Source organism: Bacillus sp. WC2507 (assembly GCF_052656125.1).
This window is the reverse complement of the sequence record NZ_JBQXPN010000001.1, coordinates 984,062-1,007,568: the sequence shown is the minus strand read 5'-3', so window position 1 is coordinate 1,007,568 and position 23,507 is coordinate 984,062. Positions and strand designations below refer to the sequence as shown.

Below are 23,507 nucleotides of genomic sequence, written 5' to 3'. Positions count from 1 at the left end.
ACTTATAGCTCCTTCCCAGGCTCTCCAGCCGGATATGGCGTTTTTTCTAATTGATCACCAATCCAAGAGTCTCCATCTTCCCAAAACTCTTTTTTCCAAATCGGAACAATTTGTTTTATGCGTTCCATAATATATTCATTCGCCTCATAAGCCGCTTTACGATGCGGCGTTGAAACAGCAACAACAACCGCTATATCAGAAATCTGCAGTGTACCGATGCGATGTGTAATTGCAACGTGTGTACCTGGCCATTTTTCTTTCACTTCTAAGCCGATTTTCTGTAGCATCTTTTCTGCCATCGTTTTATAAGCGACATATTCTAAATATAATGTACGACGCCCTTTCGTAAACTCTCTAACCGTTCCAATAAATGTTGTAACAGCACCGCATTCACGGCGAATTACTTTCTTCGCTACCTCTTCAATCGAGATTTCTGTATCAATTACTTCATAATACGTATTTGTCATTTTGTACTCCTTACCGTTTGTAAAAACCAGTCTATATACAACTCTTCTTCTGTTATATGAAATACTTTATATTCTTCTCGTAAGTTTGCCGGAGCATCATGCCACGTAATAACCGCTACTATATTTTCTACTTTATGTAAAAGTTCAACGTCTTCTTCAGAACGAAGTAACACGACTTTCGGATAGCTCTCTTTTTTATAGCCCTCAATTAAAATTGTATCCACTTCAAAAAACTCATATAAGCGAATAATTTCTTGCAAAGGCCATTCCTCTCTTAATGACGAAAGTGAAAGTAACCCAGCGCCTTCTACGCTACTGACAACAGCACCAGCTTGGCGGTGCCTTTCACTATCTTTTTGCGCTACTTCTGGAAAACCTCCGTGTCCGTGATGTTTAATGGTAGCAACTTTCATTTTTCGTTCAGCTAATGCATACACAATTTTCTCAACAAGTGTTGTTTTCCCACTATTTTGATACCCTACTATTTGTAAGATTGAAGGGGCTTTGCCCATGGCCAATCACATCCCTCGGCGTGCTCTAACAATAATACTGACACTTTCATCCCTGCCTCAAATCCTCTCGTTCCTCCAGGCAATACAATAAAAGCATTTGCATCCGCGAGTGAAGATACCGCACTCGATTTATCTAAACCGACCGGCATTGCTTGTAATGCCCCTTCCGCAATTGTCACCTTTGCTCTTACAAAACGAGTGAACGGATTTGGCTTTGGAAAATCTTTTTGTAAAATAGCATCAGCTCTATATACGTGAGGCTCCTTCGCATACAAATATGTCTTTATAACCGGATGCACAAATAACTCAAAGCCTACGTAGCAAGCTGATGGATTTCCTGATAAACCGAAAAGTAACTTTCCATCAACTTCAGCTACTGTCGTTACACTTCCTGGTCTCATCGCTATTTTATTAAAGAGTACATTCGCCTGTAATCTCTCATAAATAGCTGGCAAATAGTCATAATCTCCTACCGACACACCGCCTGTTGTAATTAAAATATCAACTTCATTCATCGCCGATTGAACGGCTGTAAAACATGCATCTAACTCGTCGGCAAGTTGGCCATAATAACGAACTTTTCCTCCGGCTTTCATAATTTGAGCCGCAATCATATAAGAGTTGCTATTTCTAATTTTCCCCGGCTCTAACGACTCATGTACTTCTAACAATTCACTTCCTGTCGTCACAATACCAACAACAGGCTGTTTCACAACTTTCACAGCACTATATCCAAACGTCGCTAATAAGGCCGCAACACCTGGATTAATTGCAACACCTTTCTTAACGAGAACTTGATTTTGTTTTATATCTTCTCCTTTAAATGACACATTGTCACCACTATTAAAAGGACGCTTTAACTTCATATATGCTTTTCCGTTCTTCTCAAAACCTTCCGTCAGCTCTAGCATTACGACTGCATTACAATCATCTGGAATAGCTGCTCCCGTCATAATACGAACTGCTTTAAAAGGGCCTACTTCATCTAAAAAAACAGATCCCGCCCCGATTTCTCCTATTACTTCAAACTCAATCGAATTCTCTTGATTTGCTTCTTTCGTATCTTCTGCTCGAATTGCGAAACCATCGTAAGGAGAACGATCAAAATGAGGAACGTCATGATCAGAGACAACATCCTCCCCAAGAATTCTCCCATAACTTTCCGTAATAGAAATCTCTTCTATTTCACCATTCTTCGCATATTCCATTACCCTCTCTACTGCCTCGGCAACTTGAATCGGAATTCGTTTTTCTACCATCGTTTCTCACCTCATATTTGCAATTTTTTTTATCTCGATTAAACTTTATATATTAAATAGAAATTACTTCAAGGAGGAATTCCATGTCTTCATTCACACACTTTAATGACCAAGGACGCGCGAAGATGGTTGATATAAGCGACAAAAAGGCAACCGTTCGAACAGCAATTGCGTGCTCTAGCATTGTCGTTACAAAAGAAATTTACGATAAAATCTCTCACAATGACATCGGGAAAGGTGACGTATTAGCAGTTGCGCAAATCGCAGGTATTATGGCTGCGAAACGCACTTCTGATATTATCCCAATGTGCCATCCTTTATTATTAAAAGGTGTTGACGTTTCTTTCGATTGGAAACAATCCGAAGAACAATATCGATTACTTATTGAAGTAAAAGTTAAAACAGAAGGTAGCACCGGTGTTGAAATGGAAGCTTTAACTGCTGCTTCCGCTACCGCTCTTACCGTGTACGATATGTGTAAAGCTGTTGATAAAGGTATGATTATTGGCGAAACGTACTTACTTGAAAAAACAGGTGGAAAAAGTGGAGATTATACGAGAAAGTCTTAACCTTCTCTCTGTTGAACCTAAAGGGTTTCTCTTTAGGTTCACCCTATATATCTTGCATATAAACGTTTTGCTACATTTATATCATTCGTCCCATGAATAAACGCCCTGCCATCTGTAAATAAAACAAAACGAAATTCCTCTACGAGAAATGATAATAAATACGGAGTAGCTTTTACATCCACACTTCTTTGTAAGCGCTTGTTAATTTCCTCTAAATTAAATTCATTCCGCACACCTGGACGAATTTGTACTGTATTTCGGCCACATAACACTTCTGTTTTCGTTTGTGCTTCAAATGTTAGACTCGGATATGTACGTAATCTTCCGCAAGATAAACACGTGTCTTTTTTCTGCCTATTTACTTTAAATGCCATCTGTTGATTATTCCAAAGATCAAACGATAACATCGTTTCGCGAAGCGCTCCATAGTCTTCTACTAATATTTTCAGCGCTTCCGTTATTTGATGCGCAACTACTAATTGCACTGCCGGCTGTATAATACCGGCAGTATCACATGTTGCCCCGCTCGCCGGATGCTCCATTAAACAGCGGAAACACGGTGTTTTTCCTGGTAAAATTGTATACGTTACTCCGTAGCTTCCGACACAACCACCATATATCCACGGAATATTATACTTTTGTGAAATATCATTAATAAGAAGACGCGTTTCAAAATTATCTGTCGCATCTAATATTAAATCTACATCATTCACTAGCTCTTCCATTTCTTGCACTGTTACATCAGTTACAACCGGATTTATTTCCACCTCAGAATTAATCGCTTGTAAATGTTCTGCCGCTGCTACCGCCTTCGGTTTATACTGCTTTGCATCTTCTTCTGTATATAATTGTTGCCTTTGTAAATTGCTCCATTCTACATAATCACGATCCGCAATTGTTATTTTTCCAACACCTGCTCTAACAATCGCCTCTGCATTCGCTGCACCGAGAGCACCAGCGCCGATAATAAGCACATGCTTCTCTCTAATTTTTCTCTGTCCCTCTTCTCCAACACCAGAAAATAATATTTGTCTTGAATATCGCTCCTGCATACGATAGCCCCCTTCCTTATCCTCCTATATAAGACATTTCAATTTTCGGACGATTCTTTGCACTTTCTTCTGTCCGTTCATCTGAATACCTATCTTTTCTATTCATCCATACATCTTGTATAACACTTACTAACTCATCATCCGAAAGATTTCCTCTAAGAAGTTCCCTTACATCCAATCCTTCTGTGGCAAATAAGCAAGTATAAAACTTTCCATCTGCCGAAATTCTCGCTCTCGTACAAGAGGAACAAAATGACTCAGAAACAGAAGTAATAAAACCGACTTCGACATTTGTTCCAACGTAACGATATCGCTTCGCAACTTCACCGAAATAATGCGCTTCAGCTGGCTCAAGCGGATACACGCTATGAATCATTTCGATTAATTCTCGCTTTGTAACGACTTGATCAAAGTTCCATCCATTTGTACTACCAACATCCATAAACTCAATAAACCTAAGCGCGATTCCTTGCTCTTTAAAATACGCAGCCATCGGAAGTACTTGATGGTCGTTCATCCCTTTTTTCACAACCATATTTACCTTTACATCAAGCCCGGCCTCTTTTGCAGCCATAATTCCCTTTATAACAGGTTTCGTATTGATATTCCGGCCATTAATGTCCTTAAATACATCGTCATCTATTGCATCCAAACTAACATTTACTCTATGTAATCCAGCTTCCTTTAATGCTTTTGCTTGCTTTGTTAAATGAATCGCATTTGTCGTTAATCCTATATCTACTAACCCATCAATTTTCACGAGACGTGCAATAAGTTTTGTTAAATCTTTACGAAGTAGTGGCTCGCCACCAGTAAGTCTAATTTTTCGTACACCGATACTAACAAATAATTTTGCCAAACGCTCAATTTCATCAAACGTCAGTAAAAACTCATCTTTTAAAAAAGCATAATCTGGCCCAAACACTTCCGCTGGCATACAATATGTACATCTAAAATTGCAACGATCAATGACAGATATGCGCAAATCTTGAAGTGGGCGTCCAAAAAAATCTTTAACCATCTCCTGCATCGCCACCCTCCTTTTCTGCCAAATTTCTCTCTTTTCATTCTATTATAATATATTTTCGAACTGCGATGTTTTTGCTCATGTGAATAAAGTAAAACTTTCCTAAGCAATGAGACTACATACAAATAATGAGATAAAAAACCTTGAAGCGTAAAAGCTCCAAGGTTTTCTTCTTATTAACTTAATCTAATAATCGTTAGAGTAGCTCCTGGCGTTGTCGTAGATAATGTAGCTATTGCAACTAATCCAAATAACTGCAGACTAATAGCAGCTCCCGCAGGCAAATTAGCAATGATCGGTGCGCTAAATGAACCAGTAGCCACTGTCGGAGCATTTATCGTTCCCGCAAGCGGACTACCATTTACAGTTATACGAGAACTTACAAGTAATCCTGCCGTTAAATTAATTGTATAAGCTATATAATAGTTTCCTGCATTCGCAACTGTAAATACAGTATTTCCACCACTAACGGTTATTCCTGGGCCAATATTTTGATTGTTTGGTAATGGTACGTTCGTACCACCTAATAAAACGGAAATAGCGGTTCCTGATGTATTATTCGCAAATGCATACGTTGCAGTTGTACTAACTCCAGTCACACCCGTTGCGCCAGTGGCCCCGGTTGCGCCAGCTCCTGTTGGGCCTGTTGGACCTTGGATTCCTTGCGAACCGGTTGGACCCGTACTTCCGGTTGGACCTTGAGAACCTGTTGCTCCAGTGACTCCCGTTGGACCTTGGGAACCCTGGATTCCCTGCGGACCTTGAATTCCTTGTGGACCTGTCTCTCCTGTTGGACCCGTACTTCCGGTTGGACCTTGAATTCCTTGCGGGCCTTGTGCTCCGGTTGCTCCCGTGTCACCGGTTGGACCTTGTGGACCTTGTAAACCTTGCACACCTTGTGGACCGGTTGGACCTATGTCGCCTTGAACACCTTGAATTCCTGTTGGGCCTTGTGGACCGGTCGGGCCCTGCACTCCCTGTATTCCTTGAATTCCCTGTGGACCTTGTGCTCCAGTGGCTCCGGTTGCTCCTTGTATCCCTTGGGGACCTTGTTCCCCTTGAATTCCTTGTGGACCTGTTGGACCTTGAATTCCTTGTGGACCTTGGATTCCCTGTGGACCTTGATCTCCTGTCGCTCCAGTTACTCCTTGTATCCCTTGGGGACCTTGAACTCCTTGCGGGCCTGTTGGACCTTGGATTCCTTGCACCCCTTGAATTCCTTGTGGACCTTGTAACCCAGTCACTCCTGTTGCTCCCGTTTGCCCCGTCGCTCCTGTCACTCCAGTTGAGCCTGTCGCCCCGGTATCTCCAGTTGCTCCTGTCACACCGGTTGCTCCTGTCGGTCCAGGTGGTCCACCGGATGGACCTGTCACTCCAGTCGGACCTGATGGCCCCGTTGGACCACTCGGTCCTGCTGGTCCTCCAGAAGGACCAGTTACCCCTGTTGGACCGGTTACTCCAGTTGGGCCTGTAGTTCCTTCCCCTGTCGCTCCAGTTACACCCGTATCTCCTGTTACTCCGGTTGGACCTTGAATTCCCTGTATTCCTTGTGGACCTTGCACTCCTTGAGCACCCGTTGCTCCTTGAATTCCTTGTACTCCCTGAACTCCTTGTGGACCCATCGGACCTGTTGGGCCAATCGCTCCTTGTGCACCTTGAACACCTTGCGGGCCCTCTGGACCTGTCGCTCCTATGTTCCCTTGAACGCCTTGAATTCCAGTTGCTCCTTGTGCTCCTGTTGCTCCCGTTACACCTTGAATCCCTTGTATTCCCTGTATTCCTTGTGGACCTTCTGGACCCGTTGCTCCTACTTGCCCTTGAATTCCCTGTATTCCTTGTGGGCCCTCTGGACCTGTTGCTCCAGCTGGTCCTGGCACTCCTTGTATCCCTTGCGGACCCTGAAGTCCTTCTGGCCCTTCTGGACCTGTTGGTCCTATCTCACCCATCGGACCTTGTATCCCTTGAACTCCTTGTGGTCCCGTTGCTCCTGATGGACCCGGTACTCCTTGTATACCTTGTGGACCTTGATCTCCGGTTGCTCCTGTTACACCTTGAGGCCCTATAGCTCCCTGTATACCTTGTGGACCTTGATCTCCGGTTGCTCCCGTTATCCCTTGAATTCCCTGAACTCCCTGTATTCCTTGTTCACCAGTTACGCCCGTCGGACCAGGAATACCTTGTATTCCTTGCGGACCTTCTGGACCTGTTGGCCCAATTGGACCTTGTATCCCTTGTATTCCTTGCAAGCCCTGTGCTCCTGTGCTCCCAGCCGGACCAGTAGTTCCCGTTGCTCCTGTTACCCCTGTACTTCCTGTTGCCCCTGTATTTCCTGTTGCTCCAGTCGCCCCTGTACTTCCACTCGGTCCGCCCCCTGGACCTGTTGCTCCAGTCGGGCCAGTTGGACCTGGAGGTCCTCCTGATGGTCCAGTTATCCCTGTTGGGCCTGTTATTCCAGTCGGGCCTGTAATCCCTTGACCAGTTACTCCTGTTGCTCCCGTATTTCCACTCGGTCCTTGTGCGCCTTGTATCCCTTGCGCTCCTTGTATTCCTTGTATTCCTTGTGGACCAGTTGCTCCCGGTACTCCTTGCATACCTTGAATTCCTTGCGTTCCTTCTGGTCCAGTAGCTCCAATCGGCCCCTGTAATCCTTGTATTCCCTGTATTCCTTGTGCTCCAGTCGCTCCAGTTGGACCAATCGGACCTTGTAACCCTTGCACTCCTTGAGATCCTGTCGCTCCTGTTTCTCCTTGTGGTCCCCTTACTCCTTGTGGCCCTTGCTGTCCTTCTGGTCCTGTTGCCCCCATTTGTCCAACTGGTCCTTGAATTCCTTGCACACCTTGAGGTCCTGTTGGGCCCATCTCCCCCATCGGACCTTGAATTCCTCTTGGTCCTTGTGGGCCAGTCGGACCTTGTGGACCGGTTGGACCAGTAATCCCAATACCAGTAAATCCCGTTGGAACGGGAGGAAAAGTAGGTCCAATAAGATTTGGCGAGATTCTGAAATTAGAGTTTAATGAATTTTGTTTATCGCGCTCTTTCATACTTTCACCACCTACACACCATCTTTTTTACATGAAACAAACCTCTTCTTAATATGTATTTACAAAAATAATCTCCAAGACTATTTTTATTTTAAATAATAAAAACTCCCTTAATTCCTTAAGGGAGTCCAGCAATTGAATCCATATTATCTGTATTAGGAACAGCTTGTGCTATACTCGATGTATTTACACTTTGCCCCATATTTGTTCCTGTTACAGTACCAGCAGGAGTACCTCTTGTATATGTTGTCGTCACCGAATCTCCCGGCTGCAAACAAAGCTTGGTCTCCGTCCCTATTACTGTAACAACGTCGATCCAAGTACACCCCATTGAACCACTGTACGATTTCGTAGCAGTAAAAGACGTATCACTTAAATTATCACCGGTAAATATATTCCCAGTGTTATTCACAATAACAAATTCTTTTATATGAGCAGGCATAATTACACTCTACCTTTCCTCTATGAACCTAATGTACGTGTACTCGTTGCTAATGGCGGAAGAAACACTGATGTTCGAATCACCGCTTCTGGCTGTCTTTTCCCATTTAAAAAAATAGCCGCACTCGACCCTCCAGCACCTGCATATATTTTTGCTACAGCTAAAGGTGAGATATCATAACAGTCACCAACATTAACAGCTCCTGTATTATTAATAATTTTTACTTTCCGCAAGTTAATCCCCATTTACCTATCCCCCTTTTGTACACTGTATGCAAAAGAAAAAAACTTGAAACAGACTCGTTTCAAGTTTTTTTAACTACTTATTTCGTTTCACCTTCATATTGAAGCATACCGCCAACCATGTTCATTGTTTTAAATCCTTGCTCATTTAAATAATGACATACATTTTCACTGCGCATTCCCGAACGACAAATAAAGATATATTCATTCTCTTTATCAAAGAAATCCACTTTATTTGGGATATCACCCATTTTAATATGTACAGCTTCTGGAATTTTCCCTGCTGCTACTTCTTCATCTTCCCTTACGTCTACTAAAAATAATGTTTCTCCATTTTCTAAACGCTCTTGTACTTCTTCTGTAGTAATTGTTTTAACTTCTGTCATATGTCGTTCCTCCTTATATACAATAAAACCTTTAGTCTCTTCCTTCAACAAGCATGTCTAATCAATTTTAGCATGCGAAAGAAAGAACGCAAAGAATGGAAAATTTATTTCTCAATTTTCCCGCAAAATTTATTCTTTACAAACATAACTCGTGCATTGTATCCTCAATATACTTGTTTTATGAAAGGAGCCAATGAAAATGACACTTTTTCTTTTCATTACGGGCATCATTTTCTTAATCGCTGCAATTATTGCTCTTAGTATGAAAAATAATAAAAAAATAAAATCGCCACAAGAAATATCATTCTTATTTCTATTACTTAGTATAGCGTTCTTCGGTATAGCAATTGCCACATATATTTTCCGTCTACAAATCATGTAAAAAAAGGTGCCTACTACATACATTGCACCTTTTCACACCGTTTATTTTCTACACAAAACTAGATACTTTCCGATTTAAAAATTCATAAACTTTCCTTTCAAATAAATGAATATCAAATGCTCCCGCCATATGCCCATTTATACTTTCTATCTCATACACTTCCGCATATTTCCCTTGTTTTTGCAAAATGTCTACCATTTTATAATTATAGCGAGACGGCTGAAGTAAATCTTGTTGACATGGAATCATAAGGACATTTGCTTCTATGTTAGAAAGAGCCTCTTCTAAAGACGAAAATCCATGCGCAATATCATGTAATAAAACTGCTTTCGCCGTGTACATCCACGAATTTGCATCTACTAACTCTATACTTCTATATGTCACCTTATTTATTTCTTTCTCAAATGATGTTAATGCAGAAAATTTTTCATAAGGTTCTATCTCTATACTATTACGAGGAAATGTTATTTCATAAAAGTGCTCGTCAAATGCGTTCATAAACATCATTCTATTTGCTAAATGAAGCCCCTTCATTGGCTGCTCTTCTCCATATTTTCCGCCCTTCCAACTTGGATCCAATTGAATAGCCTCAATCGCATTTTGCGCTACATTTACCGACGTAATAATTGGATTTTGCGGGTTCGTAATAACACCAATCATCCTCTCTACCATATGAGGATAATGAACAGCCCATTGCTGCGCAATCATCCCACCAGCCGACGGTCCCATTACAGCATGTAACCTTACGATTCCCATATCTTTTATTAACTCATATTGCATACGAGCTACATCAAGAAATGTAAAAACCGGAAAATCCATCGCATATTCATCTCCAGTTTTCGGATCAATTGATTTCGGTCCCGTTGTAATTACATAAGGGTTCTTCACCTGCACATTACAAAGATTATCAGTGCATATAACATAGTATTTATTTGTATCAACTGCTTTTCCCGGTCCAATTAAACCATCCCACCACCCAGACTCCTCATCATGCGCTGTGTATTTTCCTGCCGCGTGACTAGTTGCACTAAAATAATGACAAACCAAAATCGCATTTGACCTTTCTCTATTTAAAGTGCCATACGTCTCATATCCCATTTGAACAGGAATTACCCTACCATTTTCAAATGTAAACTCCTTTAAAACAAACTTCTCTTTTTTTACAAATTGCACAGACTCGCCCTCTTCCCGTCATAGTATGTACTGCTTACTAAAGGATTTTTTCTATGCAAACCAATCTCCTCCTTCTTTTCATAAATAAATGAATAATATACAAAATTAGCCACAAAATAGCACTATATTACACAATTAAAGAGGTCATACAGATGATTTGGAATTGGCTACGTAAGAAAAAAAAATCAAATGCAACAGAGAAAAGCGAAACAGATAATTCGGAGCAACAGCCTGATAGTCAAGAGAATGATAACCAAAAACCGGCTAGAGGTATGAAACATAATAAAGGTAACAATGGTGAGCAAAAAAAGGAGGAACACAAGGAGTCTTCTCAGGATCAGCAACAAAATTCTAAACAAGGTGACTCAGACCAGGATCAGCAACAACATCCTAAGCAAAATAATTCAGATCAACATCAACAACAAAATGCTAAACAAAACGACTCAGATCAGAATCAACAGCAAAATGCTAAACAAAACGACTCAGATCAGAATCAACAGCAAAATGCTAAACAAAACGACTCGGATCAACATCAACAACAATACTCTAAACAAAACGACTCAGATCAGAATCAACAGCAAAATGCTAAACAAAACGACTCGGATCAACATCAACAACAATACTCTAAACAAAACGACTCAGATGAGAATCAACAGCAACACTCTAAACAAGACGACTCGGATCAACATCAACAGCAACACTCTAAACAAAACGACTCAGATCAGAATCAACAGCAAAATGCTAAACAAAACGACTCGGATCAGAATCAACAGCAACACTCTAAACAAAACGACTCAGATCAGGATCAACAGCAAAATGCTAAACAAAACGACTCAGATCAGGATCAACAGCAACACTCTAAACAAAACGACTCAGATCAGGATCAACAGCAACACTCTAAACAAAACGACTCCGATCAGGATCAACAGCAACACTCTAAACAAAACGACTCCGATCAGGATCAACAGCAACACTCTAAACAAAATGACTCCGATCAGGATCAACAGCAACAACAAAATGCTCAACAAGACGATTCGGATCAGAATCAGCAACAAAGTGCTCAACAAGACGAATCTTCTCAAAATAAGCAGCAAAATGCTGAGCAAAATAACTCATCCCAGGATAAACAGCAACATTCTAAGCAAAACAACTCTACTCAAGATCAACAGCAAAGCTCTGGAAGTAATAGTATTTATGATTTTTCAAAACCAGAAAAAGACCGCATTCATTCTCTACAAGATTTAATAGCGAAGCTTAAAAATTCTAGTGATTTTGTTAATTATCACACATCTGACGATGAAACGATGCCTTATTGGATTTCTTACTATCGTCCTTCGCTTGATGGAGAGAAATTACAAAAGTATCTAATGCCTACTCTTTTAGAACGACCTAAAGCTTCACTAGAAGAATTGAAAGAACATATTCCAATGAGCGGTATTACAATTACGAACGATTTACAAAAAATTGAGGACATGGTTTTAAAGGGGCATGCGATTGTTCAAGTAAATCAGCAAGATCAAAAGTGTATGCTTGCAAACATTGCAATTGATACTTACCGGGCACCAAGCCCTCCATTAAATGAATCAACAGTTATCGGTCCACAAGAAGGCTTTGTAGAAGCTATTGATACGAATATTAATTTAGTACGAAAACGTCTTCCTGTTTTAGATTTACAAACAAAAGAAATGATTGTCGGTGAGTTTTCCAAAACAAAAGTTGTCATGATGTATTTAGACAACCTCGCTGAAAAAGATAATGTAGATTTTCTCGAGGAATCATTACGTGCTCTTGAGTATGATCAAATTAATGATAGTGCTTATATACAAGAATTAATGGGTGAAAAGTCGATTTTCCCTCTCTATATCAATACAGAACGTACTGATAGAGTTACAAAAGCACTAATTGATGGAAAAATCGCTATTTTTGTGGATGGTTCTCCAAGTGTTCTACTAACACCTGTATCCTATTTTGATTTTTTCATTTCACCAGAAGACTATAACGTCTCTTGGCTATACGCTACATTTTCACGCATTTTACGTCTTATCGCTGTTCTATTTTCAATCTGTGCTACACCGTTATACGTTGCAGTTTTAAATTATCATTATGAGCTCATTCCAAGTGATTTACTTGAAACTTTGATTTTATCAAGGGCACAAGTACCATTCCCACCTTTAATTGAGGCACTCTTTTTAGAACTTGCAATCGACTTACTGAGAGAAGCTGGCGCGAGGTTGCCGATGAAAGTTGGTCAAACGCTCGGTATTGTAGGCGGTATCGTAATCGGGCAGGCATCTGTACAAGCTGGTTTAACGAGTAACATTTTATTAATTATCGTTGCATTATCAGCACTCGCTTCCTTTATTACACCTATTTATAAAATGGGTAATGCCGTTCGATTACTACGTTTTCCATTTCTAGCATTCGCAGAAATAGGAGGACTCTTCGGCATCTCTCTTGGATTTATCTTTTTATTTACCCATCTATTTAGACTTACTTCCTTACGTAAACCATACGCTTTGTTTTATCCAACGAGACAACAATCTGTTAAAGATTCTTGGATTCGTTTTCCCTTAACAATGATTGATACAAGGGATGTACAAGCAAGGCCACAACATGTAAAAAAAGCAGCGAAAGGAATTTCAACAAAACATCGATCGGATTTTGATGAATAAGGAATGAGGTGCATTGATGAGTAAAGTTCAAGAGAAATATCAAATATCTCCTATCTTTGTTTTCTTCTTAATTCACAGTGCACAGTTTGGTGCCGGGGTTCTCGGTTTCGCTCGGATTATTGCAAAATCTGCTGGATACGACGGCTGGATAGGAGTTCTCCTCACAGGAATCATCATTCATATTCTCATCTGGATGATGTATTATTCATTGAAAAATGTAGAGGGAAACTTAATTGATTTACACAAACAACTTTTTGGAAAATGGATCGGAAATGGTATTAATATCATTTTTATGGCTTATTTTTTTATTGTAAGCATTTCTGTTGTTAGAACATATGTCGAAATTATTCAAGTATGGATGTTTCCTAGTGCATCCACCTGGATGCTCACATTCTTTATGTGTTTAATAAGTTATTACATTATTTCATCAGGATTCCGCGTCATTGCAGGAATTTGTGTTATTTCCGTTGGTGGAACACTAGGTTATCTCTTTCTAAGTCTTTTCATTTTGAAATTCTCACATTGGGATAACTTACTTCCAATATTTTCACATTCTTTTACAGATATTTTGAAAGCAGCTCAACTATCTATTTATAGCATGACAGGATTTGAAATTTTCCTTATGATTTATCCATTTGTTAAAGAACCAGAGAAATCCCATAAATTTGCGCAATATGGGGCATTATTTTCCAATATTCTATATTTGTTTAGTACCATTCTCGCTTTTACATTCTTTAGCGAAAAACAATTACTCAAAACTATTTGGTCTCAGCTGTCCATGACACAAGTTATTAAGCTTCCTTTTATAGAGCGACTTGAGTATATTGCTATTTCCGGTTATGCTCTCGTTATTATTACCAGCTTTATCCTACCTTTATGGGCTGCAACTAGAGGAACGCATGAAATCTTTCGTGTGAAGCAACGAGGTATTTTAATCGCATTTATGCTTATCACTTTAGTTGTTTCACAACTTTTAACGAACAGGCATGATATTAATGATTTTATTAGCAATATATCTAAAGTTAGTTTTTGGCTTATATATGTATACATCCCAATTCTATTTATTATTGTGTGGGTGAAAAGAAAATGGAAAAAACCAAAAGAAAATTAATACTTCTTGTTTGCATCAGTATCTTCAGTCTAGCTGGTTGCTTACAAAAAAATATTATTGATGATGTTCAACTCATTCAAGGAACTGTCTTCGATACAGCAAAAGATAATAAAGTAAAGGTTACATTCGTTTGCCCCATACAAAAAAAGGGAAATAAAGTTCAAGTTTATGAAGGCACAGGAAACGCAGTAAAACAAGTAAAGGCAGATACATCTTTAGAATCTTCGCAACCGTTCGCAAGCGGTCAAATGCGTGTTGCCTTATTCACAACAAAAATTGCTAAAAAAGGATTATCCAACTCCTTTGACACATTAATTCGTGATGTGAATATTGGTAACTCGCTGTATGTTGGACTATTAGAAGGCAATGGTACTGAACTATTTAAAGGAAAATATAGTACATCTTACAATGTTGCGATTTATATAAAAAAAATGTTAGAACATAATATGGACACTGGCCCTTTGCCAACTGACAATTTGTATTTAGGCGCCTTCAGGTACTACCGTGAAGGACAAGATTCCTATATGCCTATCCTAAAAAAACATGGAGATAAAATAAAGATTATTGGTATCGGTCTCTTGAAAAAGGATAAGTTAGTCGGAACAATTAAGTACCACGATATGTTTGTTTTCAAAGGACTGCTAGAAAAGCACCGCTTGGACTCACATGAATTTAAAACCAATCCTGGCTATGCAATGATTAATAACATTCGTTCCGTTCCTACCTACGAGGTAAACATAAAAAATGGGAAACCTTCTTTCTATATTCATGTAAAGGTGGAAGCTCGTATTCAGGAGCTCTCTAGAAAATTTAATTTAGAAAACAAAAAAAATACAACAAAAATAGCTAAGTCGGTCGAAAAACAATTAGATGCGAAAGCTACAAAACTAATTAAACAGTTTAAATCTCTAAATGTTGATCCCCTTGGACTTGGAGCAAAATATAGACAACATTATCGCCCATTTAAATTAGAAGAGTGGCGAAAAATGTACAAAGATGTGCCAATTAAAGTAAAGTACACCGTTGACATTACAAATTCTGGTGTAATTGAATGAGAAATGATTGAACTCCTCTCTCCAGCATGATACAACGGAGAGAGGAGTTTTTTATTACCAAAGAGAGAGAAGATATTTACGGGGGAGCTTATGTCTAAAAAATTAGTAAAGCCTATTTTAAATGGTATTTTATTTCTCGGCGTCTTTTTATTTGCTCATACATACTTAAAAAATGTTTCCTTCACACGTTATTTACTTGTCGTTATACCAATGTTGCTCGTTGGTATGTTTGGCATCGACCTTATTTTATCCGTTTTTATAAAAGAAGAAAAATAACGAGCAGGGCCGTCCCAAAAGTATTCCGGGATGGCTTTCTTTTATTAACAGGTTATGTCATATTTTATCCTTAAATCGATATAGTCTTTTACTATCGCTATCTTAACTAAAAGATGAAACTTTTAGACAGTCCCTTTTCATTTCATAATCACCTTATGTTACAATGGGATTCGGCACTAAGCGAGAAAGGATGAAACAACATGACAAACGAAAAAGGTTTAGATAAAGGATACGAACTTGTTGCAAAAATGCACGAAGTATTCGGACATCCCGTGACAAATACTCCAACAAAATTAACAGAAGAACGTGCAAAAATCCGTGCAAGTTTTATGCAAGAAGAGCTAGAAGAGTTTCTAGAAGCAACGACTGTTGAAGATCAATACGATGCACTGATTGACCTTATTTACTTTGCATTCGGCACGTTTGCCGAAATGGGCGTACGTCCAGATAAAGGATTCGAAATTGTAAATAATGCAAACATGGCAAAATTATTCCCTGATGGAAAACCTCGATTCCGCGAAGGCGACGGCAAAATCCTAAAACCAGAAGGCTGGCAAGCACCAGAACCACAACTTCGTGCTGAAATCGAACGTCAACGCCAAGAAGCTGAAAAAAACTGCTAGGATTTCCTAGCAGTTTTTTATTATGTCTTTTTTCCTTTGACTCGTTAATGACCCACGTGTCCAGCGTGCCCTGCTGCTCCACCAATACTAGCTGCTCCTGCTGCTGCCCCTGCTCCTCCTGCTCCAACTCCACCTGTCCAAGGAGAAGATTGTTGTTGATATTGTTGATACTGTTGATATTGTTGGTGCTGTTGACCTTGGTGACCGTGTTGGCCTTGATGACCTTGATGACCTTGGTGACCTTGATGACCGTGGTGCCCTTGGTGCCCTTGGTGCCCTTGGTGCCCTTGGTGGTGACCATGGTGGTGACCATGGTGGCCGTGCTGGCCTTGGTGGTGGTGGTGACCATGATGGCCTTGATGCGTTTGATAAAGAACAGCCTGCGGATGTATATGATGGTGTCCATGGTGATGTACTTGTTGCCCCTGATGTCCTTGATGGTGGTGATGACCATGGTGTCCATGCTGGCCTTGGTGATGATGATGACCATGATGGCCTTGGTGACCTTGGTGACCTTGGTGATGATGATGTACATGATGGCCTTGATGGCCTTGGTGGTGATGATGTACATGGTGGCCATGTTGTCCTTGGTGATGGTGATGTACATGGTGACCGTGAACACCTTGCGGATAACCACCTACTCCGCCTGCTACAACACCTACTCCCGGTACCGGAAATCCTGTCTGCACTCCTCCAACGAAAGAAGGAAATGTAGTTGGTACTCCTACTGGAATTCCTGTCTGTACGCCAGCTACTGATGTCGGAAATCCTCCTGTTACTGTAGGCATTCCAGCCCCTGATGTCGAAAATCCTCCCATTAATGTAGGCATTCCAGTTTGCATGCCAGCTACCGATGTTGGAGATCCTCCTGCTGCTCCACCCATCCAGCTCGGAATTTCACCGTATCCTTGTTGGTGACCTGCTCCGCCCATCCAGCTCGGAATTCCGCCATATCCTTGTTGACCTGCTCCTCCCATTAACATCATTTGTTCATAACTATCCGATCCACCTCCGAAAAAGCCGTGTGGTGCATTATTGTCCATCCCTTTCATTCCTTTCACCTCTTCTACTCAATTTAGCCTACCTTTTTTATCATATTTCCTATAGAAAAATAGGTGTTTGTCTGTATTGGAATTCCGCTCCTTTTTCTTCATTCATGATAAAATTAATTTACTGAATATTTTTTCTAGGAGGTATTTCTATTGAAGAACGTAACAAAAGCTTCTATCAATGATTTAGATTCAATCGTACATATAGATATTGACGTAATTGGAAACGATAGTAGACGAAATTACATTAAGCACACTATTGATGAGGGCCGCTGCATCATTGTAAAAGAAGATAATTCTATTTCCGGTTTTCTAACATACGATACAAATTTCTTTGGTTGTATTTTCCTCTCATTAATCATTGTTTCGCCAACTAAAAGAAGGCGAGGCTATGCAAGCTCGTTAATCTCATATATGTTAAGTCATTCTCCTACTCAAAAAATCTTTTCTTCAACGAACGAATCGAATGAAAGTATGCAGAAAGTATTTAACGCAAATGGTTTTATACGCAGTGGAATGATCGAAAACTTAGATGAAGGTGATCCTGAGATTATTTTCTACATAAAAAAGCTCAGAGCATAAATGCTCTGAGCTTTTCTTTCATTCATTAGTTTGCAACAACGTTAACAAGTTTTCCAGGAACAACAATTACTTTACGAACTGTTTTCCCTTCGATTTGGTCTTGAATTGCTTCAAGTGCAAGTTTTTCCATTTCATCTTTAGATGCGTCTTTACTCATTGTTAGTTTTGCGCGAACTTTACCCATAACTTGAACAACGATTTCAACTTCATCTTCTACAAGTTTAGACTCATCAAATGTTGGCCAGCTTGCATATGTGATTGTTTCATTGTAACCAAGTTTGCTCCATAGTTCTTCCCCGATGTGAGGTGCAACTGGTGCAATCATTTTTACGAAACCTTCTACATATTCTTTCGGAAGTGTTTCAGCTTTGTATGCATCGTTGATGAATACCATCATTTGAGAAATCGCTGTGTTGAAGCGAAGCTCTGCATAGTCTTCTGTTACTTTCTTCACTGTTTGGTGGTAAGCTTTTTCAAGCTCTTTATTTGGTGCATCAGTAATTTTCTCACTTAATTCACCGTTCTCTTGAACGAATAGGCGCCATACGCGGTCTAGGAAACGACGAGCTCCGTCAAGACCATTTTCAGACCAAGCGATTGAAGCATCTAATGGTCCCATGAACATTTCGTATAGACGAAGTGTATCTGCACCATGGCTTGCTACGATATCATCAGGGTTTACAACGTTACCTTTTGATTTACTCATTTTCTCGTTGTTTTCACCTAGAATCATACCTTGGTTGAATAATTGTTGGAACGGCTCTTTCGTTGGAACTACACCGATATCGTATAATACTTTATGCCAGAAACGAGCATATAGTAAGTGAAGTACAGCGTGCTCCGCTCCGCCAATATAAATATCAACTGGAAGCCATTGTTTTACTTTTTCAGGGTCTACAAGTGCTTCGCTATTGTTTGGATCGATGTAACGTAGGTAATACCAGCAGCTACCAGCCCATTGTGGCATCGTGTTCGTTTCACGACGACCTTTTTTACCAGTTTCAGGATCAACAACATTTACCCACTCGTCAATGTTAGCAAGTGGTGATTCACCTGTACCTGAAGGACGAATATTTTCTGTTTTCGGAAGAACTAATGGTAATTCTTCTTCTTTCACAGCTGTCATTGTGCCATCTTCCCAGTGAATTACTGGAATTGGCTCACCCCAGTAACGTTGACGGCTGAATAACCAGTCACGTAGACGGTATGTTACTTTTTGATTTCCTGCGCTCGTTACTTCAAGCCATTCAATCATTTTTGCGATTGCTTCTTCTTTATTTAAGCCATCAAGGAATGCTGAGTTTACGTGTGCACCATCACCTGTGTATGCTTCTTTCGTAATGTCTCCGCCTTTTACAACTTCCTTCATTGGAAGATTGAATGTTGATGCGAATTCATAGTCACGCTCATCATGCGCTGGAACTGCCATTACAGCACCTGTTCCGTAAGTTGCAAGAACGTAATCAGCGATCCAGATTGGCAATTTCTCACCATTTACTGGGTTAACTGCGTAAGCACCAGTGAATACGCCAGTTTTTTCTTTCGCAAGTTCTGTACGTTCTAAATCACTCTTCATTTTTACAGAATTAATGTAAGCTTCTACCGCTTCTTTTTGCTCAGCTGTTGTAATGTCTGCAACAAGCGCATGCTCTGGAGCAAGTACACAGTAGCTTGCACCAAATAGTGTATCAGGGCGCGTTGTGAAAACTGTGAATTTCTCGTCTGTACCATCGATGTTGAAGTGTACTTCTGCACCTTCAGAACGACCGATCCAGTTACGTTGCATATCTTTTAAGCTTTCTGGCCAATCAAGCTCATCTAGATCTTCTAATAGACGATCTCCATAAGCTGTAATTTTTAACATCCACTGTCTCATCGGACGACGCTCAACTGGATGTCCACCGCGCTCACTCTTACCATCAATGATTTCTTCGTTTGCAAGTACTGTACCAAGTGCTGGGCACCAGTTTACAGGTACTTCATCAACGTAAGCTAAGCCTTTTTCAAATAGTTGTAGGAAGATCCATTGTGTCCACTTGTAGTAGTTTGGATCTGTTGTATTTACTTCACGGTCCCAATCATAAGAGAAACCTAATGCTTTAATTTGGTTACGGAACGTATTAATATTATGCTCTGTAAATTCTGCTGGGCTGTTTCCAGTATCAAGTGCATATTGCTCTGCTGGAAGACCGAATGCATCCCATCCCATTGGATGAAGAACGTTATATCCTTGCATACGCTTCATACGAGATAAAATATCTGTCGCTGTATAACCTTCTGGATGTCCTACGTGTAGGCCTGCACCTGATGGATATGGGAACATATCTAGTGCATAAAATTTTGGTTTTTCTGTCTCATCTGGCGTACGGAATGTTTTATTCTCTTCCCAGTACCCTTGCCACTTCTTCTCAACTTCTTGATGATTAAAGCTCATGAGATACCCTCCTTGAAATTCTATTTATTTTCACCGCCCAAAATACAAAAAACCTCTCATCCCTAGAAAGGGACGAGAGGTTATAGATTCCCGCGGTACCACCCTAAATTAATGTACAAAAAATATACATTCGCTTAGATCCGTAACGTGGATTAACGGCAATTGCTACTATTAGTTTCACAACTGCAACTCAAAGGCGAGTTCATAACGAAACGTGGATTGACTTGCACCGACCGTCAACTCTCTAAACCAGCTTCTATTACTACTACTCCTTCTCACTGTTATTACAAATATGAGTGAAAATATGAACTACCATCCGCCTAGTCTCTCTAAAGAGCTTACTTAAAGCGGGGCTTCTCGGTTAATCGTTACTTTTAATAACTAACGAATTCGTCTTAGGACAGCCGAGCTATCTCCCTTGTTCCAAAGGTTATTTTATTTAAATATATTCTAAAACATGTGAACATGTTCCGTCAAACTAAACTGCAATTTTTTCTTCAACTGTTTCTTCTACTTTTACTCGTTTATCATACATGCTCGTTGCAATAAGCGCTACTACAAGCATTACCATGATTGCTATAAACAATACTTCCATATTGTATAAATCAACAATCGCTCCGCCAACGACTGGCCCGAACATTTTCCCTACAGTCGCCGCACTATTTACAACGCCTTGATAAAACCCTAACTTATCTTTTGGCGCAAGTATATTTGCAATCGTCGGAACCGCCGGCCAAACAAATAACTCACCAATTGTTAAAGTTACCATCGCAACGAGGAACATCGTAAATTGCTGCGCTTGACTTAACACAACGAATGACGCCGCAAAAATGAAGATCCCAATCATAATTTGTTGTTTTAACGAACGCTTCATCCAGCGAATTAACATACTAACTAGCGGCTGCGCACAAACAATCATCGCTCCGTTTATCGTCCATAATAAACTATAGTGACGAAGACTAATATTTAATTCTTGCATATGTGTTGCAATCGCTCCTTGCCACTGTACGTATGTAACCCAGCATAAAGCATATGCTACACATACGATAAGAAGTGCTTTGAATCCAGGTGTAAGCGACCAACCTTTTTTCGTTTCGACTTCTTTTTGCACTCCTGGCTCTTTCTTGTCTTCCATACCACGGAATCCAATAAAAGCAATTAAGAAGAAAACAAAATATAAAATAAAGTTTGCTAAGAAAATATAATCAAAACGATACGATGCAACTAATCCACCACATGCTGTTCCGATCGCAATACCAACGTTTTGTCCAACATACATCGCATTAAATGCTCGTCTTCCGCCCTCTGGCCAAACCGTACCAACCATCGCATACATCGATGGGAAGACCATTCCAGAACCAAAACCGATTAATGCTAGCCACACAACATATAACGGCCAGCCGTGGAAGAACACAAGGCCTAAAATCGATACAAGTGTAATCACAATTCCTACTAAAATTGATTTATATCCGCCCCATTTATCAAATAAAACACCGCCGAGCAAGTTTCCGATTACACCAGTAAGCGAGTTGATCATTAATACCATTCCGGCCACAGATAAAGATTTCCCTAGGTGATCATGCAAATAAATTGTATTAAAAGGCCATAAAAAAGAAGCACCCGTGACATTAATAATCATCCCAGCTACTAATAGCCATACTTTCCTTGGCATAGTCTCCCCTCCTATTCTATTTTTTTCGTTCATCTATAACAGTAAAATTGTAGTCGTTTTTAAATAGGAAGGCAACTGATTAATAGTTGATGAAATTCAGATAATGAGATGTCGATAAGTGAAATTATACTGATCGCTTCTTGGATTTTATCAGCGATTTTCTAATTATATCGACTTACCAACAAAAAGCGACAACAGAAACAATATAAAAAAAGAAGCGGCTGCATGAAGTTCATGCAGCCGCTTCTTTTTTTTATTATCCAACTTCTTTTTCTCGCTTTGCACGTTCTTTAGCGTTCCATTTAAATATTTTATCTAGTAGAGAGTATATTCTCCCAGATTCCTTCGTTAATAACGGACCTAACGATGCTAATATTAAAACGTATAGTGCAGAGAACGGTTTAATCGCTGCCAGTAAGCCACCCGCAATGCCGATATTCGCTACAATAATGGAGAACTCTCCGCGTGATACAAGTGTTAAACCTATATTCGTAGAAGCCTTATGGGATAACCCGGCTTTACGTCCCGCAATCATTCCAGCAGTAAAATTACCGATTAGAGTAATGAAAACTGCTCCTAATGCCAACCACACTGCTCCTCCAAGCGAAAACGGATCTATGCTTAAACCGAAGCTGAAAAAAAATATAGCTCCAAAGAAATCACGGAATGGGACGACTAGCTTCTCAATCCGATCACTATGCTCTGTTTCAGAAAAGACGAGTCCCAACAATAACGCTCCAATCGCCTCTGCGACATGAATTGTTTCTGAGAATCCTGCTACAAAGAATAAAATAGCGAATATTACGATAATGAAAATTTCGTTAGACGAAATATCTAATACTTTATTTAAAAACGGCGTAGCTTTTCTAGCGATTACAAAGAATAGGAGCATATACCCTACTGCGATGAGCACCGATGTAAGAGCACCTAAAAATGATGTTGCACCACCGAGCACTAACCCTGAAACGACTGATAAATATACAGCTAAAAAAATATCATCAAACATAATGATTCCTAATATTAATTCAGTCTCTTTATTACCAGATCTTCTTAAATCAACAATTACTTTCGCAACAATTGCACTTGATGAAATTGTAATGATTCCAGCAATAATTAATGTTTCTAATAAGGGGAAGCCCATAACATATCCATAAAGCAAACCTAATATGAAATTAAGTGATATGTGGACAGTCCCCCCGAAAGCAATTGATTTTCCTGATTTAATTAATTTTTTTATTGAGAATTCTAAGCCTAAATAGAATAGGAGGAATATGACGCCAACACGACCGAGGAAGGAAATAACTTCTCCGCTTTCAATAAACCTTAAATCGATAAGTCCTAAATCTGGGGCATGAGGCCCCACCAACATACCGAGTATAATGAGAAACGGAATAATCGAGAACTTTAACTTTGCAGCGAGGATAGCTGCAAAAGCTACTAATACTAACGCAGTTCCAACTTCAAAGATTAAAGTATCCATC

At 39.9% G+C, this 23,507-nt stretch carries 22 protein-coding genes and 1 other annotated feature; of the genes, 8 read left to right on the top strand and 14 right to left on the bottom strand.

What is annotated here, in order from left to right:
- Positions 1-2 precede the first annotated feature (2 nt).
- The 3 genes from moaE to moeA are packed head-to-tail and all read right to left on the bottom strand — an operon-like array spanning position 3 to position 2,238.
- The gene (gene moaE, locus ACUN28_RS05415) at positions 3-467 is read right to left on the bottom strand and encodes a molybdopterin synthase catalytic subunit MoaE (RefSeq protein WP_016085887.1); all 465 of its coding nucleotides are present in this window, start codon (positions 465-467) and stop codon (positions 3-5) included.
- The gene (gene mobB, locus ACUN28_RS05410; protein WP_033660121.1) at positions 464-979 is read right to left on the bottom strand and encodes a molybdopterin-guanine dinucleotide biosynthesis protein B; all 516 of its coding nucleotides are present in this window, start codon (positions 977-979) and stop codon (positions 464-466) included. Before mobB ends, moaE begins: the two co-directional genes overlap by 4 nt.
- On the bottom strand, positions 949-2,238 hold the full coding sequence (moeA, locus tag ACUN28_RS05405) for a molybdopterin molybdotransferase MoeA (protein ID WP_016085885.1): 1,290 nt from the start codon (positions 2,236-2,238) through the stop codon (positions 949-951). The genes mobB and moeA overlap by 31 nt, the downstream gene beginning before the upstream one ends.
- An 83-nt stretch (positions 2,239-2,321) precedes the next feature.
- Between moeA and moaC the strand changes: the two genes are divergently transcribed.
- A complete protein-coding gene (gene moaC / locus ACUN28_RS05400; RefSeq protein ID WP_016136873.1) occupies positions 2,322-2,807 on the top strand; it encodes a cyclic pyranopterin monophosphate synthase MoaC in 486 nt (161 codons plus the stop codon).
- Between the two features lie 38 nt (positions 2,808-2,845).
- Here the strand turns inward: moaC and ACUN28_RS05395 are convergent, their stop codons facing one another.
- From ACUN28_RS05395 to ACUN28_RS05370, 6 genes are all read right to left on the bottom strand, one after another.
- On the bottom strand, positions 2,846-3,859 hold the full coding sequence (locus ACUN28_RS05395; RefSeq protein ID WP_016085883.1) for a molybdopterin-synthase adenylyltransferase MoeB: 1,014 nt from the start codon (positions 3,857-3,859) through the stop codon (positions 2,846-2,848).
- A gap of 16 nt (positions 3,860-3,875) precedes the next feature.
- The gene (moaA, locus tag ACUN28_RS05390; RefSeq protein WP_016085882.1) at positions 3,876-4,889 is read right to left on the bottom strand and encodes a GTP 3',8-cyclase MoaA; all 1,014 of its coding nucleotides are present in this window, start codon (positions 4,887-4,889) and stop codon (positions 3,876-3,878) included.
- A gap of 173 nt (positions 4,890-5,062) precedes the next feature.
- Positions 5,063-7,927 carry a BclA-related collagen-like exosporium protein gene (locus ACUN28_RS05385; RefSeq protein WP_016136874.1) on the bottom strand — a complete coding sequence of 955 codons (2,865 nt, stop codon included), beginning with the start codon at positions 7,925-7,927 and terminating at the stop codon, positions 5,063-5,065.
- A gap of 118 nt (positions 7,928-8,045) precedes the next feature.
- Positions 8,046-8,369: a hypothetical protein gene (locus tag ACUN28_RS05380; RefSeq protein WP_016085880.1), complete on the bottom strand. Its 324-nt coding sequence runs from the start codon at positions 8,367-8,369 to the stop codon at positions 8,046-8,048.
- Positions 8,370-8,389: 20 nt separating this feature from the next.
- Positions 8,390-8,614, bottom strand: coding sequence for a spore germination protein (locus tag ACUN28_RS05375; RefSeq protein WP_000512461.1), 225 nt, complete (start codon positions 8,612-8,614; stop codon positions 8,390-8,392).
- 77 nt (positions 8,615-8,691) lie between these two features.
- Positions 8,692-8,997: a rhodanese-like domain-containing protein gene (locus ACUN28_RS05370; RefSeq protein WP_000141210.1), complete on the bottom strand. Its 306-nt coding sequence runs from the start codon at positions 8,995-8,997 to the stop codon at positions 8,692-8,694.
- Between the two features lie 199 nt (positions 8,998-9,196).
- Between ACUN28_RS05370 and ACUN28_RS05365 the strand changes: the two genes are divergently transcribed.
- A complete protein-coding gene (locus tag ACUN28_RS05365; protein ID WP_016085879.1) occupies positions 9,197-9,379 on the top strand; it encodes a hypothetical protein in 183 nt (60 codons plus the stop codon).
- A gap of 48 nt (positions 9,380-9,427) precedes the next feature.
- On the opposite strand, the gene ACUN28_RS05360 is transcribed toward ACUN28_RS05365, so the two are convergent.
- Positions 9,428-10,552, bottom strand: coding sequence for an alpha/beta fold hydrolase (locus ACUN28_RS05360; protein ID WP_016085878.1), 1,125 nt, complete (start codon positions 10,550-10,552; stop codon positions 9,428-9,430).
- A gap of 152 nt (positions 10,553-10,704) precedes the next feature.
- Between ACUN28_RS05360 and ACUN28_RS05355 the strand changes: the two genes are divergently transcribed.
- From ACUN28_RS05355 to ACUN28_RS05335, 5 genes are all read left to right on the top strand, one after another.
- Positions 10,705-13,224 carry a spore germination protein gene (locus tag ACUN28_RS05355; protein ID WP_223267284.1) on the top strand — a complete coding sequence of 840 codons (2,520 nt, stop codon included), beginning with the start codon at positions 10,705-10,707 and terminating at the stop codon, positions 13,222-13,224.
- A gap of 16 nt (positions 13,225-13,240) precedes the next feature.
- The gene (locus tag ACUN28_RS05350; RefSeq protein ID WP_000049079.1) at positions 13,241-14,335 is read left to right on the top strand and encodes a spore germination protein; all 1,095 of its coding nucleotides are present in this window, start codon (positions 13,241-13,243) and stop codon (positions 14,333-14,335) included.
- A complete protein-coding gene (locus ACUN28_RS05345) occupies positions 14,311-15,390 on the top strand; it encodes a Ger(x)C family spore germination protein (RefSeq protein WP_016085875.1) in 1,080 nt (359 codons plus the stop codon). The genes ACUN28_RS05350 and ACUN28_RS05345 overlap by 25 nt, the downstream gene beginning before the upstream one ends.
- Before the next feature lie 90 nt (positions 15,391-15,480).
- Positions 15,481-15,666: a hypothetical protein gene (locus ACUN28_RS05340; protein WP_016085874.1), complete on the top strand. Its 186-nt coding sequence runs from the start codon at positions 15,481-15,483 to the stop codon at positions 15,664-15,666.
- Positions 15,667-15,866: 200 nt separating this feature from the next.
- Entirely contained in the window at positions 15,867-16,289 is a 423-nt protein-coding gene (locus tag ACUN28_RS05335; RefSeq protein WP_000180554.1) for a hypothetical protein, read from the top strand.
- Positions 16,290-16,333: 44 nt separating this feature from the next.
- Here the strand turns inward: ACUN28_RS05335 and ACUN28_RS05330 are convergent, their stop codons facing one another.
- Entirely contained in the window at positions 16,334-17,341 is a 1,008-nt protein-coding gene (locus tag ACUN28_RS05330) for a hypothetical protein (RefSeq protein ID WP_445423356.1), read from the bottom strand.
- 150 nt (positions 17,342-17,491) lie between these two features.
- Between ACUN28_RS05330 and ACUN28_RS05325 the strand changes: the two genes are divergently transcribed.
- Positions 17,492-17,920: a GNAT family N-acetyltransferase gene (locus ACUN28_RS05325; protein WP_000800323.1), complete on the top strand. Its 429-nt coding sequence runs from the start codon at positions 17,492-17,494 to the stop codon at positions 17,918-17,920.
- Positions 17,921-17,945: 25 nt separating this feature from the next.
- On the opposite strand, the gene leuS is transcribed toward ACUN28_RS05325, so the two are convergent.
- The 3 genes from leuS to ACUN28_RS05310 all read right to left on the bottom strand — a co-directional run bounded on the left by leuS (position 17,946) and on the right by ACUN28_RS05310 (position 23,506).
- Positions 17,946-20,354 carry a leucine--tRNA ligase gene (gene leuS, locus ACUN28_RS05320; RefSeq protein WP_016085871.1) on the bottom strand — a complete coding sequence of 803 codons (2,409 nt, stop codon included), beginning with the start codon at positions 20,352-20,354 and terminating at the stop codon, positions 17,946-17,948.
- A gap of 65 nt (positions 20,355-20,419) precedes the next feature.
- Positions 20,420-20,642: a binding site (T-box leader), on the bottom strand.
- A 190-nt stretch (positions 20,643-20,832) separates the two neighbouring features.
- On the bottom strand, positions 20,833-22,026 hold the full coding sequence (locus ACUN28_RS05315; RefSeq protein ID WP_001137539.1) for an MDR family MFS transporter: 1,194 nt from the start codon (positions 22,024-22,026) through the stop codon (positions 20,833-20,835).
- A gap of 256 nt (positions 22,027-22,282) precedes the next feature.
- Positions 22,283-23,506 carry a cation:proton antiporter gene (locus ACUN28_RS05310; protein WP_016136880.1) on the bottom strand — a complete coding sequence of 408 codons (1,224 nt, stop codon included), beginning with the start codon at positions 23,504-23,506 and terminating at the stop codon, positions 22,283-22,285.
- Position 23,507 lies beyond the last annotated feature (1 nt).